This is a genomic window from Pedobacter rhizosphaerae (assembly GCF_900111155.1).
Classification (GTDB): Bacteria; Bacteroidota; Bacteroidia; order Sphingobacteriales; family Sphingobacteriaceae; genus Pedobacter; species Pedobacter rhizosphaerae.
In genome coordinates this window covers 17,048-31,267 of the sequence record NZ_FOGG01000008.1, presented here as the reverse complement: position 1 = coordinate 31,267, position 14,220 = coordinate 17,048, and the positions used below count along the sequence as shown (strand labels likewise).

Annotated in this window: 11 protein-coding genes; 9 read left to right on the top strand and 2 right to left on the bottom strand. The window is 38.2% G+C overall.

Annotation, left to right across the window (positions count from 1 at the left end; translation table 11 throughout):
* Positions 1-247: 247 nt before the first annotated feature.
* Positions 248-1,540 (top strand): DEAD/DEAH box helicase, encoded by a 1,293-nt coding sequence (locus tag BMX11_RS08350; protein WP_090883397.1) that lies wholly within the window; start codon positions 248-250, stop codon positions 1,538-1,540.
* Positions 1,541-1,883: 343 nt separating this feature from the next.
* On the opposite strand, the gene leuS is transcribed toward BMX11_RS08350, so the two are convergent.
* On the bottom strand, positions 1,884-4,670 hold the full coding sequence (gene leuS / locus BMX11_RS08345) for a leucine--tRNA ligase (protein WP_090883395.1): 2,787 nt from the start codon (positions 4,668-4,670) through the stop codon (positions 1,884-1,886).
* A 184-nt stretch (positions 4,671-4,854) separates the two neighbouring features.
* Positions 4,855-5,283: a lipocalin family protein gene (locus BMX11_RS08340; RefSeq protein WP_090883393.1), complete on the bottom strand. Its 429-nt coding sequence runs from the start codon at positions 5,281-5,283 to the stop codon at positions 4,855-4,857.
* A gap of 346 nt (positions 5,284-5,629) precedes the next feature.
* Between BMX11_RS08340 and BMX11_RS08335 the strand changes: the two genes are divergently transcribed.
* The 8 genes from BMX11_RS08335 to BMX11_RS08295 all read left to right on the top strand — a co-directional run bounded on the left by BMX11_RS08335 (position 5,630) and on the right by BMX11_RS08295 (position 14,150).
* A complete protein-coding gene (locus BMX11_RS08335) occupies positions 5,630-6,508 on the top strand; it encodes a cell division protein FtsX (protein ID WP_090883392.1) in 879 nt (292 codons plus the stop codon).
* Positions 6,508-6,732 (top strand): DUF3098 domain-containing protein, encoded by a 225-nt coding sequence (locus tag BMX11_RS08330; RefSeq protein WP_090883390.1) that lies wholly within the window; start codon positions 6,508-6,510, stop codon positions 6,730-6,732. Before BMX11_RS08335 ends, BMX11_RS08330 begins: the two co-directional genes overlap by 1 nt.
* A gap of 106 nt (positions 6,733-6,838) precedes the next feature.
* A complete protein-coding gene (locus BMX11_RS08325; RefSeq protein WP_090883388.1) occupies positions 6,839-7,633 on the top strand; it encodes an undecaprenyl-diphosphate phosphatase in 795 nt (264 codons plus the stop codon).
* A gap of 26 nt (positions 7,634-7,659) precedes the next feature.
* On the top strand, positions 7,660-8,391 hold the full coding sequence (truB, locus tag BMX11_RS08320; protein ID WP_090883386.1) for a tRNA pseudouridine(55) synthase TruB: 732 nt from the start codon (positions 7,660-7,662) through the stop codon (positions 8,389-8,391).
* Positions 8,388-9,251 (top strand): YitT family protein, encoded by an 864-nt coding sequence (locus tag BMX11_RS08315; protein WP_090883383.1) that lies wholly within the window; start codon positions 8,388-8,390, stop codon positions 9,249-9,251. Before truB ends, BMX11_RS08315 begins: the two co-directional genes overlap by 4 nt.
* Before the next feature lie 11 nt (positions 9,252-9,262).
* Positions 9,263-10,222 (top strand): bifunctional riboflavin kinase/FAD synthetase, encoded by a 960-nt coding sequence (locus tag BMX11_RS08310; RefSeq protein ID WP_090883381.1) that lies wholly within the window; start codon positions 9,263-9,265, stop codon positions 10,220-10,222.
* A gap of 545 nt (positions 10,223-10,767) precedes the next feature.
* On the top strand, positions 10,768-12,981 hold the full coding sequence (locus BMX11_RS08300) for a cation:proton antiporter domain-containing protein (protein WP_090883377.1): 2,214 nt from the start codon (positions 10,768-10,770) through the stop codon (positions 12,979-12,981).
* 134 nt (positions 12,982-13,115) lie between these two features.
* Positions 13,116-14,150, top strand: coding sequence for a DUF2157 domain-containing protein (locus BMX11_RS08295; protein WP_090883375.1), 1,035 nt, complete (start codon positions 13,116-13,118; stop codon positions 14,148-14,150).
* The last annotated feature ends 70 nt before the right edge of the window (positions 14,151-14,220 follow it).

Sequence of the window (14,220 nt, the reverse complement as noted above, 5' to 3'; positions counted from 1 at the left end):
CTGAAAATTTTAGCATTTTTTAACAGCCTGATTTTGCCTTAAAGCATTAGCTATGTTTAGTTGCATGCTAATTCCTTAGAATACCACAGTAATCTTAAATACAAATTAATTTACCTATCTTTGCCCCCGAAGCAGGAATATGGCATTTGTGATTTTTTCTCTATCACAATAAATCGCTCTCTCCGCAAGCTAGTCCTTCATCTCTGATGATTGTTCCGGCTTCTTCGCAAATATTTAGAAATTATACATGTTATTTAAAGAATTAAACCTCATTGAGCCTATTTTAAAGGCACTTGAGACCGAAGGTTATACACAACCAACCCCCATACAAGAACAATCAATTCCTACCATTTTAAAAGGAAAAGATTTATTAGGCTGCGCGCAAACCGGAACAGGTAAAACTGCCGCATTTGCTATTCCCATGTTACAACTTTTACATGAGAAGCACATCAACACTAAAGCTTCAAAAAATATTAAAGCATTAGTTTTAACCCCAACAAGAGAGCTTGCCATTCAAATTGAAGAAAGCTTTAAGGCTTACGGGCGGAATTTAAACCTGCGCCATTTGGTTATTTTTGGTGGCGTTGGACAAACACCGCAAACTGATGCCCTTAAAAGAGGTGTGGATATTCTGGTAGCTACACCGGGTCGTTTGTTGGATTTGATGAATCAGGGATTCATTAATTTAAACACTATCGAGCTTTTTGTGTTAGATGAAGCAGACAGGATGTTGGATATGGGTTTTATCCACGATGTAAAAAGAGTGGTGGCTAAACTCCCTGCGAAACGCCAGACCTTATTTTTCTCGGCAACCATGCCTGATGAAATTCAAAAATTAGCCAATACCATTTTATCTAACCCTACCAAGGTAGAGGTTACCCCTATTTCTTCTACGGCTGAAACCATTAATCAGTCTATTTATTTCGTTGATAAGCCAGATAAAAAGAAGTTGTTAATTCACCTTTTAGGAGATAAGAGCATTGAAACAGCACTGGTTTTTACCCGTACAAAACACGGTGCAGATAGAATTGCAAAGGATTTAGGTCACGCAGGCGTTAAAGCCGCAGCCATTCATGGAAATAAATCACAAAATGCCCGTCAAAGAGCATTAACAGAATTTAAAGAAAAGAAAATCCGTGTATTGGTAGCAACCGATATTGCTGCTAGAGGAATTGACATTGAGCAACTTTCTCACGTATTCAATTATGAATTACCGAATATTCCTGAAAGTTATGTACACCGTATAGGTCGTACCGGTAGAGCAGGTGCAAATGGGAATGCCATTTCTTTCTGTGATGCAGAAGAGAATGAATATTTACTAGACATTCAGAAACTGATTAAGATTACGCTTCCAATTGTTGAAGACCATCCTTATCCTTTAAGCTGGCAAAGTATGTTGGCTAAGGCTCAGGTTAAACGCAAACCACAACGCCCATCAAAAGGTGGCGGCGGCGGTAAAAGCGGTGATGGTAACATGAGCGGCAAACCTAGAAATGCAAGCAATAACAGAAAGTTTGGCGGCAACAGAAGAAAAGCTTAAGGCAGTTTTCAGTAGGCAGTTTTCAGTTGGCAGATTCCAGTTTCCAGTTAAACAATTAAGCAATCAGTTTCCAGTTGAGCAATTAAACAGTTCAACAATTAAACAATCAGTTTGCAGTTGACGATGTACAGTTGAGCAATTGGACCGCTAACCAACTCAACAGCTAAGCAACTCACCAGCACCATGCAGTTTGCAGTTTCCAGTTAAACAATTAAACAGTTCAACAATTAAACAATCAGTTGACTACCTAATAAAAAACCCGAGAAGTACAAACTCCTCGGGTTTTTCTTTTATTTTATACTTCGCTTTCAGCTTCTGTATTTAAGCTTAGCTTTGGCTCAACCTAAACCACTACGTTAATAATCTTTCCTTTTACAAAAATGATCTTTTTAGGTGTCTTGCCTTCTAAGTATTTCTGGAATTGCTCATTGGCTAAAACAATTGCCTCGGCTTCCTTTTGCTCTAAAGTTAATGGCAAATTGATGTTCATTTTCATTTTACCATTTACAGAAACCGGATAAGCAAACTCATCTTCTACCAGGTAAGCCGGGTTGAAGGTTGGGAATGCGGTGTAAGAAAGTGTTCCCGCTTCATTACCCAATAAAACCCAAAGTTCTTCACAGATATGTGGTGCATAAGGCGATAAAATAATCACCATATCTTCCAATACCTGACGGTTTTTGCATTTTAAATCCGTTAACTCGTTTACTGCAATCATAAAACTAGATACTGAGGTATTAAACGAAAAACGCTCCACATCATCCTGTACCTTTTTAATGATTTTATGCAATGACTTCAATTCTGCCTTCGTTGGAATGGCATCATTTACGTGGAATGTTAAGTCTTCGTTGTGGAACAAACGCCAGAATTTACGTAAGAACTTGAAAACCCCTTCAATACCGTTGGTATTCCATGGCTTACTTTGCTCTAGCGGACCTAAAAACATCTCGTACATGCGCAAAGTGTCAGCACCGTAACGCTCAATCAAATCATCTGGATTAACCACATTGAACTTTGATTTAGACATCTTCTCTACCTCTACGCCACAGATGTATTTGCCACCTTCTAAAATAAATTCAGCATTGGCATATTCTTCACGCCAGGCTTTAAATTTATTCAAATCCAGTATATCGTTCTCTACAATGTTTACATCAACGTGCAAAGCAGATGTTTTATAATCCTTTCTTAATCCTGCAGAAACATAAGTATTGGTCGGTTTTCCATCTTCATCACTTACACGATAAACAAAGTTACTTCTACCCTGAATCATGCCCTGGTTAATCAATTTCTTAAAAGGTTCTTCTTCATGGGTATAGCCCAAATCTTTTAAGAACTTATTCCAGAAACGGCTGTATAGCAAGTGTCCGGTAGCGTGTTCCGAACCTCCAATATATAAATCAACTGATTTCCAATAGTCAACAGCTTCTTTTGAGGCAAAAGCATGATCATTTTTTGCATCCATATAACGGTACCAATACCAGCTACTTCCTGCCCATCCTGGCATAGTACTTAGTTCATATTCATACTGGTCTTCATATTTCCAATTTTCTGCCCTGCCCAATGGTGGTTCACCTGTTTCGGTAGGCAAATATTTATCAATTTCTGGTAACAGTAAAGGCAACTCTTCTTCTTGTAATAAATAAGGAAGGCCATCTTTAAAGTAAACCGGAATAGGCTCTCCCCAGTATCTTTGGCGACCGAAAATAGCATCCCGCTGACGGAAATTAACTTTTGCTTTACCCAGTCTCTTTTCTTCCAACCAATTATTTAAAAACGGTACAGCCTCCTGATAGGTCATGCCATCGATAAATCCAGAATTAATATATTTTCCTTCCTTAGTTGGGTCGGCCTGAACTTCAATTTCCTTTTGTGCATCTAAAATTTGAACAATAGGTAAATTAAAATGTGTAGCGAATAACCAATCGCGTTGATCGCCACTAGGTACACCCATTACGGCACCCGTTCCATATCCCGCTAAAACGTAATCAGCAATCCACAATTGAATGCGTTCGCCACTCACCGGATTAATAACATAGCTTCCTGTAAATGCGCCCGAAACAGTTTTAGTATCCGCCATGCGGTCTAATTCCGATTTCTTTTTAGTTTTAGCAATATAGTTTTCAATATCGGCTTTTTGATCTGCAGTAGTCAATTCGGCCACCCATTCGTGCTCAGGTGCCAGTACCAGATAGGAAACCCCAAAAATGGTATCTACACGGGTAGTAAAAACTTCAATCTGCTTCTCGCTACCTTCCACCTGGAATTTTACGGAAGCACCTACACTTTTACCAATCCAGTTGCGTTGCATTTCTTTTAATGGCTCAGGCCAATCAATGGTATCCAAACCTCTTAAAAGTCTGTCGGCATAAGCAGTGATCCTCATGCTCCACTGCATCATTTTCTTTTGCTCAACCGGGAAACCTCCACGCTCTGAGAAGCCATCCTTTACTTCATCATTGGCCAAAACTGTTCCTAATGCCGGGCACCAGTTAACGGTACTTTCCTTTAGATAAGTTAAGCGGTATTTTAATAATTCTTCCTGGCGCTCTTCATCAGTAAAGGTTGCCCAATCGCTCGGTAAGAATGATTTTGTATCTTCATCGCTCACAGCCTTTACATCTGCGGTACCAGAAGCGTTAAACTTCTCTATTAATGTACTGATATCTTCTGCACGATCATTCTCGATATTATACCAGGAATTGAACAATTGCATAAAAATCCACTGTGTCCACTTGTAATAAGATGGCTCACTGGTGCGAACCTCTTTACTCCAGTCGAAAGAAAAACCAATTTGGTCTAACTGACGGCGATAGGTAGCAATATTGGCTTCGGTTGTAATGGCCGGATGCTGCCCCGTTTGAATAGCATACTGCTCTGCTGGTAAACCAAAAGAATCATATCCCATAGGATGCAACACATTGAATCCCTTCAACCTTTTATATCTCGAAAAAATATCAGATGCAATGTATCCAAGCGGATGGCCAACATGTAAGCCTGCCCCAGAAGGATAAGGGAACATATCTAACACGTAATATTTGGGTTTTACCGAATTACTTTCGGCCTTAAAGGTTTGGTTTTCGGCCCAAAATTTTTGCCATTTTTGCTCTATTTCTTTGAATTGATAATCCATTGCAAGTTTTAATTGTTAAAGCAGCGAAATTACAGAAATTAAAGGGTTTTTTGAAACTTGTTGAAGGGAAATACCAATTCGGCAAAAACTACCTCAGCAATAATGCGTTAGCAAGGTGTAAATACAAAAAAAGCCATACGAACTTGTCATATGGCTTAAGTAAATAAATCTGGGACTTTATTATTTATCTTGATAAGGTATAAACCTTTACTACATTCGTTTTATCGATTTTTGCAGTGAATGTTAGTTTAGTTTCAGTTAAGGTATTAATTGTGCAATACGATGATCCATCTACAGCAAAAACCATATTGAAACCATCTTGAGTACCAATGTAAGTTCCGATGTTGGTGGTTGATTGAGATGTTAAGGGATTAGTAAGACGCAATTCTACCTGGTCATCATTATTTGCTTTGAAATCCATGTAATCACCCGTTACGCCGAATGTTCCATTTTTAGTTGCTGCCTCAGTACCGGTATAACCAGTAACTTCAACTTTATTAACATTCCATTTGCCTATAATACGGGCCTTTACAGATTCATCATCTTTTTTACAAGAAACAATAGAGATAGCGGTTAAAATAAATAAACAAAGGGATGTAATTTTTGCTTTCATAGCAGATTAAATTGTTTTAGGTTTTAATAATTAACGCCTGAATACCAAATTTCGTACCGTTTTTTTACAAAAAAAGGAAAAACCTTTCTCATTGTGCTTTTTTCGGGCATTTTAGTTTTCTGGTAATCACTCTATTCTGAAGCATTTATTGTACAGGTCATTAGTCATTGGTTCATTTGTTCAAGGGTTTATTCGTTCATTCGGAAAATGATCACTGTTTATTCAAAATTCAATCATTCAGAATTCAATAGTTCAGCACTCAATAATTCCCATCGGCATCATTAAATCATTAAATTGGCGTTTATCAGGTATAATTTATATTTTCGCAAAAACAAAATTGAAATACATGGAAGAATTCGAAGTAAGCGACGCATCTAAGAAAACCAAAACGGTATATATCTCTACGATATTTAGCATAGCCTTGGTTTTGTTAATGTTGGGGCTACTTGGCTTGGTACTTGTTCATGCCAAAAACCTATCTAACTATGTTAAAGAAAACATTGTTTTAAATATCATTGTAGATGAAGGTGCTAAAGAAGCTGATGTTTTAGCTTTTCAAAAAGAGCTCAATGCTAACCCTGCAGTTAAGCAAACACAGTACGTTAACAAAGAGCTTGCGGCAAGAAACCTGACTCAGGATTTAGGCGAAGACTTTGTAAACTTCCTGGGATACAACCCTTTAACCTCTACCTTCGATATCTATCTTAAGGCAGAATACGCAAACAATAAAAGTATTGATGCACTAAAAACCAGCATTTCTAAAAATCCGGTTGTCAAAGAAGTAGTGTACCAAAGTTCATTAATTGATATGGTAAACAAGAATATCAATACCATAGGATTAATTATCATTGCCTTTGCTGCAGTACTTTTGGTTATTGCTTTAGCTTTGATTAACAATACCATCCGTTTGGCGATATACTCGCAACGCTTTTTAATTAAGAGTATGCAACTGGTTGGTGCAACGAAAAATTTTATTCGCCGTCCTTTTCTATTGTATGCTGCGCTTCATGGTTTAATTGCTGCGTTTATTGCCATTATTATTTTGTTGGCCACCTTGATTTACGCCAGAAAAGAGGTGCCGGAAATCATTATCCTTAATAACTACAAAGAATTTGGTTTTGTATTTGTTGGATTATTAATCATTGGCATTTTTATTACCGGAATTAGTACCTGGTTTGCAGTAAGCAGATATTTACGTTTAAAATCTTATCATCTTTACAGATAATGACAGAAAAAAAAACTAGTCCGATTTCAAAGGACAATCACAGCGACTTGGTTTTCACCAAGAAAAATTACCAGCTATTAATTATCAGCATGGCCATTGTAGTATTAGGCTTTATCTTAATGATGGGCACTACAGATATCTACGATTTTAGAAAAACCTTACTTGCCCCATTGGTGGTATTGGCTGGGTTTGCCTTTGGTATCTATGCTATTCTAAAAAAATAATTATCCTTCCGGATTATCATCATTCATATTAACCAGAATGACAGGAAAATCTTTACCCAAGGGTTTTCCTGTTATCGTTAATGCGATTACTATCTCATAAAAATACATGAATTCTTTTGAAGCGATTGTCCTGGCTATTGTAGAGGGATTAACAGAGTTTTTGCCTGTTTCTAGTACGGGGCATATGATTATTGCCTCATCAACAATGGGCATTGCAACAGAACCCTTTGTAAAGTTATTTACCATCGCCATTCAGCTCGGCGCTATACTTTCTGTTTTTGTATTGTATTTCAAAAGATTCTTTAAGTCCATTAACTTTTACCTTAAACTCGCCGTTGCCTTTATTCCGGCCGCAGTTTTTGGACTGTTACTAAGTAAAAAGATTGATGAACTACTGGAAAGTCCGATGGCAGTAGGAATTTCTTTATTGATTGGCGGAATTATCCTTCTATTTGTAGATAAATGGTTTGATAAACCTACTATTAATGAAGAAGAAGATGTAAATTACCTTACTGCTTTAAAAATCGGTTTCTTCCAGTGTATTGCTATGCTTCCCGGGGTTTCCCGTTCTGGAGCTACTATAGTTGGAGGAATGAGCCAGAAATTGAGTAGAAAAGTGGCTGCAGAATTTTCGTTCTTTTTAGCCGTACCCACAATGTTTGCTGCTACTGCCAAGAAACTTTATGATTTTTATAAAGAAGGAAATGCCATTACCCACGAGCAGGTAAACCTGTTAATTATTGGGAATGTAGTTGCTTTCGTGGTAGCACTATTGGCTATTAAAAGCTTTATTGGCTATTTAAATAAAAATGGTTTCAGGGTTTTTGGTTGGTACAGAATCATAGCTGGACTGGTAATCATTATCTTGTTGGCTACCGGACATAACCTACAAATTATATAATCTGTATCTTTGCCGAAAAAAGATTCGTGAGTACAGAAAATTCAAAATTTAAAGACTTCAACTTTGCTGAGGGTGAGTTACTGCTAATCAATAAGCCATACAAATGGACTTCCTTTGATGTAGTAGGTAAAATCCGTAATTCATTAAAGCCCTTAAAGCTTAAGGTGGGCCATGCAGGCACATTAGATCCGCTGGCCACTGGCTTACTGATTATCTGTACAGGAAAACTAACCAAACAGATAGATACTTTTCAGGCAGAAGAAAAAGAATATACCGGAACCATGGTTTTAGGGGCTACCACGCCTTCTTTCGACATGGAAACGGAAGTAGACCATACTTTTGATATCGGCCACTTAACAGAAGAGGCTATTTATGAGGCTTGCAAACCATTTATTGGCAACATAGAACAATATCCTCCTGCGCACTCGGCAGTTAAAATAAATGGTGAAAGACTCTATGTAAAAGCCCGGCTAGGCGAAGAGGTAGAGTTACGCAAGCGTTTTGTAAGCGTTCCGGAGTTCGAAATTACCCGTATAGCATTACCTGAAGTTGATTTTAGAATAGTATGTAGCAAGGGTACTTACATTCGTTCGCTGGTATCTGATTTCGGGAAACAGTTAAATAACGGTGCCTACCTTTCTAAACTTACCCGCACTCGTAGTGGAAACTTTTTACTCCAGGATGCGTTTGAGGTACTAGAACTTGTTAATTATATTCGTAGCAGGAAAGAAGAAGCTAAAATTCAAACCGAAATATGAACAGACATTTCAAGAGTAAAAACACCCGTTTTATAAGAGAATTACTTTTAATTATTGCTGGTGTAACTTCTGCTTGCTTTGGTTTAAAAAGTTTCTTAATGCCCAGCCATTTCATTGATGGAGGCGTTACTGGTATATCACTCTTGGTAAGCACGTTAACCAAATGGAATTTATCTTATCTCATTGCATTCATTAATATTCCGTTTGTCATATTAGGTTACAGGCAAATTGGCAAAGCCTTTGCCATTAAAACCGCTATTGCTATTGCCTGTCTGTCTATCGCTTTAATTGTTATTCCTTTTCAGCCGATTACCCACGACAAACTTTTAATTGCTTTTTTCGGAGGACTTTTTCTGGGCGGAGGAATTGGCTTAGCCATGCGCGGGGGCTGTGTAATTGATGGCACGGAAGTACTCGCCCTTTACATCAGTAAAAATAGTATCCTAACGGTTGGGAATATTATCCTGATCTTAAACATCATCATCTTTGCCTTTGCTGCCTACTTTTTAAATATAGAAACGGCACTCTATGCCATCCTTACCTATTTATCGGCCTCCAGCACAATTGACTTTATTGTTAATGGTGTAGAACAATATACTGGAGTTACCATAATATCCGATCATCGGGAAGCCATTAAAGGCTTTATTATTAACGAGATGAAACGTGGAGTAACCATTTACAAAGGCGAAGGCGGATATGGCGATAAGAAAGATATCGACATTCTTTTCACCGTTGTAACTAAGCTTGAAATGAGTAAATTGCAAAGCATGATCAGGCAGATTGATCCAGATGCTTTTGTAATACAGCAACAAATTGCCGATTTAAAAGGCGGAGTGGTTAAGCGCCATGCATTACATTAATCTTTATTCCATTGAAAATATATCACCACCTTTCAGACTTTAAAAAACTCGACCATGCTATTGTAACCATTGGCACTTTTGATGGTGTACATTTTGGGCATCAAAAAATCATCAGGCAATTGGTTGAAAGGGCCAGGCAAGATCAGGGAGAAAGTGTCATCCTAACCTTCTTCCCACACCCCCGTATGATTATCGATCCTGAGAATCAGGACTTGAAAATGATCAATACCATTGATGAAAAGGCAAAGATGCTGGAAAGTTTAGGGGTAGATCATTTAATTATTACGCCCTTTACCAGAGATTTCTCTAACCAAAATCCGGAAGATTACATCAAAAATACCCTGGTAGATAACATTGGCACCAAACACATTATTATTGGCTACGATCACCGTTTTGGCAAGGATAGATCTGGAAATCTTAGTGATTTAAGGGCTGCCGGAAAAACATATGGCTTTTCGGTAGAGGAAATTATGGAACAGGATATTCATGATGTTGCGGTAAGCTCAACGAAAATCCGTCAGGCCTTGCTTGAAGGTAATGTGAGCTTAGCGGCAGATTATTTAGGCTATCCTTTTTCTGTTTTCGGACGGGTAATTAAAGGAGATAAAATTGGTCGTACAATTGGTTTCCCTACGGCTAACCTTTTTGTAGAAGAAACATATAAGCTTATTCCAAGCGATGGCATTTATGCAGTAACAGTGGAAATGGAATCAGCACTTCCAGTGGAAGATGCTAAAATCCAAACTTACAAAGGTATGGCCTATATCGGTCAGCGGCCAACTATTAATGGCATGACCCGAAATATCGAGGTAAACATATTTGATTTTAACCAGGAGATTTATGGTCAGGATATTAAAATGAATTTCTTAAAATTCCTGCGTCATGATGTAAAATTTACCGGATTAGAAGCCCTGACTATTCAACTCCAAAAAGACAAAGAAGCTACATTAGCTTATTTTGATTCCATTTAATAGCAATACAAAATACAGTTTTAACTTTCAAAAAAGCCTCATTTTCGTTATATTAGCGGCAATGAGGCTTTTTTACTTGGTTATTTTCGTGGTATTGAGCATCGGTTTGGCCAATAACTTAACCGAAAGTTCTTCTCATGAGCTCAGACCTATTGTAAAAGAGTATCTCATTAAGCATAAAATTTTTTCCAAGTTAAATTCATCGTCCACCGAAAATGAAACCCTGCAAAAGGATTTCATCAATCATCCTCAGTTTGAAAATATTATCGCGTTTACAGCAATATTTTTTTTATTGACTTTTGTTGTTTTTGTTAAAGTACTAAGGGTTTTCATTAAGCACCTGAAAAGTAATTACAGCTGTCGGTTTAAAATATTGTTCCCTAAGCACGCTTTTTGGTAAATGGTGTATTTGAATGAATGAAGACGTTTGTCGAACAGCTGGAATTGAATTTCGGCAGATTGACCGCCTTCTCATCCAAGTATTTTTCCTGAAACAAATAACAAGCGCATTGCGCTTAAACAATATTTAACCTATTATTATTTAAATGCATTTACCCGACTTAATAGCCGATCTTGGTTTAATACTTGCTGCCGCAGGAATTACCACCCTTATATTTAAAAAAATTAAGCAACCGCTCGTTTTGGGCTATATTTTAGCCGGAATACTGGTTAGCAGGCACTTTGATTTTCTACCATCAGTAACCGATACCAAAAGCATTAACATCTGGGGCGAAATTGGCGTAATCTTTTTACTTTTTAGCCTGGGGCTCGAATTCAGCTTTAAGAAGCTGGTTAAAGTAGGCGGTTCCGCCTCCATCACAGCCGTGGTAGAGGTTGTTTTCATGCTCCTGATTGGTTTCGCTGCAGGAAAACTGATGGGCTGGAAAACCATGGACAGCATATTTCTGGGTGGTATCCTCTCTGTATCTTCCACTACCATTATTATTCGGGCATTTGAAGAACTCGGTGTAAAACACAAAAAGTTTGCAGGCTTGGTATTCGGCGTACTCATTGTTGAAGATTTAGTAGCTATTTTACTCCTGGTACTCCTATCTACTGTGGCCGTAAGCCAGCAATTTGCAGGTAGCGAAATGCTCATCTCCATTCTTAAACTGGCATTTTTCTTAGTTTTATGGTTCTTAGGCGGAATATTCCTGATTCCAACATTTTTAAAGGCCACCAGAAAACTCATGAATGATGAAACCATGCTGGTTGTATCATTGGCACTTTGCTTAATTATGGTTTTATTGGCGGTAAAAGTTGGCTTCTCTCCTGCTTTGGGTGCATTTATTATGGGTTCAATATTGGCAGAAACTACTCAGGCAGAAAAAATAGAGCACCTGGTTAAATCTGTAAAAGACTTATTTGCTGCTATTTTCTTTGTATCGGTAGGTATGTTGATAGACCCTCAGATCTTATTAGATTATAGCCTTCCCATCATTGTAGTTACCTTAGCAACCATTTGCGGAAAACTAATCAGCTCTAGCCTTGGTGCATTACTATCAGGTCAGCCTTTAAAAACTTCGGTTCAGGCAGGTATGAGTTTAGCCCAAATTGGAGAGTTTTCTTTTATTATTGCCACATTGGGATTAACCTTAAAGGTAACCAGCGACTTTCTATATCCGATTGCGGTTGCGGCATCAGCCATTACTACCTTCACCACACCATACCTCATTAAATCTTCTGAATCCTTTTATAATTTTCTTGTTAGGATATTACCTCAGAAATGGCTGGATGGAATTAGCAGATACAGCTCTAGTACAGAAGGAATTACAACCTTAAGCGATTGGAAAATACTCCTCCGCAGTTATGCTTTCAATACCATTATCCATTCGGTAATTATTGTTGCAGTAATTTTCCTTGCATCGAGATATATACAACCTTTCATTGCCGAAAATGTGGTAATTGGTATTCAATCTACCATTATTAGCTTAATTGTTTCCTTTATTATTATGGCACCTTTTTTATGGGCCCTATCTATCAGAAGAATTCAGAAAACGGCCTATTCTCACCTTTGGCTAAACAAAAAGTATACCCGCGGTCCATTAATTGCCATTGAGATTTTCAGGATAGGCTTAGGCATATTTTTCGTGGGCTTTTTAATGTATGAATTCTTCGATACCTGGGTGGCTGCCGGCATCGCACTTGTATTAATTGTATTGGTGATGGTTATTTTCTCCAGAAAGCTCCAGGCCTTTTACAATAAGCTGGAGAAACGCTTCATTCTTAATCTTAATGCACGGGAGAACCAAAAACCGGCCATTTTACCCTGGGATACCCACTTAACTGAATTAACCGTTTCTCCTGAGTCTGAGGTGGTAGGACAAACATTAGCCAGCCTGATGATTAGGGAAAAGTACGGTGTTAATATTGCCTTGATTGAGCGCGGAAGAAATAGTATTCCTACGCCGGGAAGAGAAGAAAGACTCTACCCTAACGATAAGCTCCTTTTAATTGGAGCAGATGATCAGTTAGCCGCAGTAAAACACATCTTAGAAATTGAAGCTCCGGAGATAGAACAGGAAAATACCTTTCCAGATAAAGAAATGACGCTCCAAAAAGTAGTTGTTCATGCAGAGTCGCCCGTTCACGGTTTAAGTATCCGAAACGCAGGAATAAGAGAGAAGGCCCAGGCACTAATTGTTGGTATCGAACGTGGCAGCGACAGAATCTTGAATCCTTCTTCGGATTTTGTTTTTGATACAGGAGATGTTATTTGGATTGTAGGGAACAATAAGAAGATTAAAGAGGTTATTTAGAACTGAGGTTTTATTGTTATTATTGTTTAACTGTTTGATTGCTTAATTGTTGAACTGAAAGCTGAATATTGCAAACTGGGAATTGAAAACTGGGAACTGGAAACTGTAAATTGCGAAATGTAAACTAAAAACTGATGAAAGTAGATCGCGAGAAGAGTGAGTTTCTGGATGAAATGATTGAGCAGTGGACAAATGATGGCTTAATCACTGAAGAAACCAGTACAAAGCTTCGCAAGAGCTATGAGGCTAAAGATTTCGACTGGCTACGCCTGGCGCAATATGCTTTCTGGGTTGCGCTGGCCTGCGGAGTAATTGCTTTAGGCTCTCTACTGATAGACAATACCATTCTTAAATACCTGCAAAGCATTTACAACACGCCGAATATTGTTATTGCCATCATCTCTGCTGGTATTGCGGCCTGGCTATACATTTTGGGTTTTAGAAGAAAAAAGAATCAGAGCCATCTGAAATTCAGTAATGAGGCAATTGTATTTTCGGCTATTTTATTAACTGCAAATGCAATTGCCTATTTCGGCAAGTCGATAGATAATGGCTCGGGGAATTTCACCATATTGATTTTGATTTCGGTTATTATCTACGGCGCTTTGGGGTATGCCTTCAAATCAAGGTTGATCTGGATTTTTGCATTAATTTCTCTGGGTGCATGGTTTGGCACTGAAACGGGATACTTAAGCCGATGGAACTATTACTTTCTTGGCATGAACTATCCCCTACGCTTCGTAGCCTTTGGAGCCATAATAACGGCTGCCTCATTTCTAATGAAAAAGATGCCCAATCTTCAACATTTTTTTCAGGTTACGTACATCGCCGGAATGGTATACCTATTTGTAGCATTATGGGGGCTCTCCGTTTTCGGAAACTTTGCCAGTTTGGAAGAATGGTATTCGGTTAGACAATTAAGTCTATTCTATTGGGCCTTGATCTCGGCCGCGGTATGCGTAGCGAGTACTTTCATTGGTTTAAAATATCGTGATGATGTTGCCCGCGAGTTTGGCATTACCTTCCTCTTTATTAACCTTTACACGAGGTATTTTGAATATTTCTGGGACAGCTGGCACAAAGCCTTATTTTTCTCCGTTCTCGCCGCCTCTTTCTGGTTAATTGGACGCAAAGCTGAAAAAATCTGGAACGTGGAGTTTTTGAAGTGAGATCTTGATACTTATTTCTGTAGTCGTTAGTATTTAGTATAAAGTAATTAGACATAGTGCCTAAACAAAA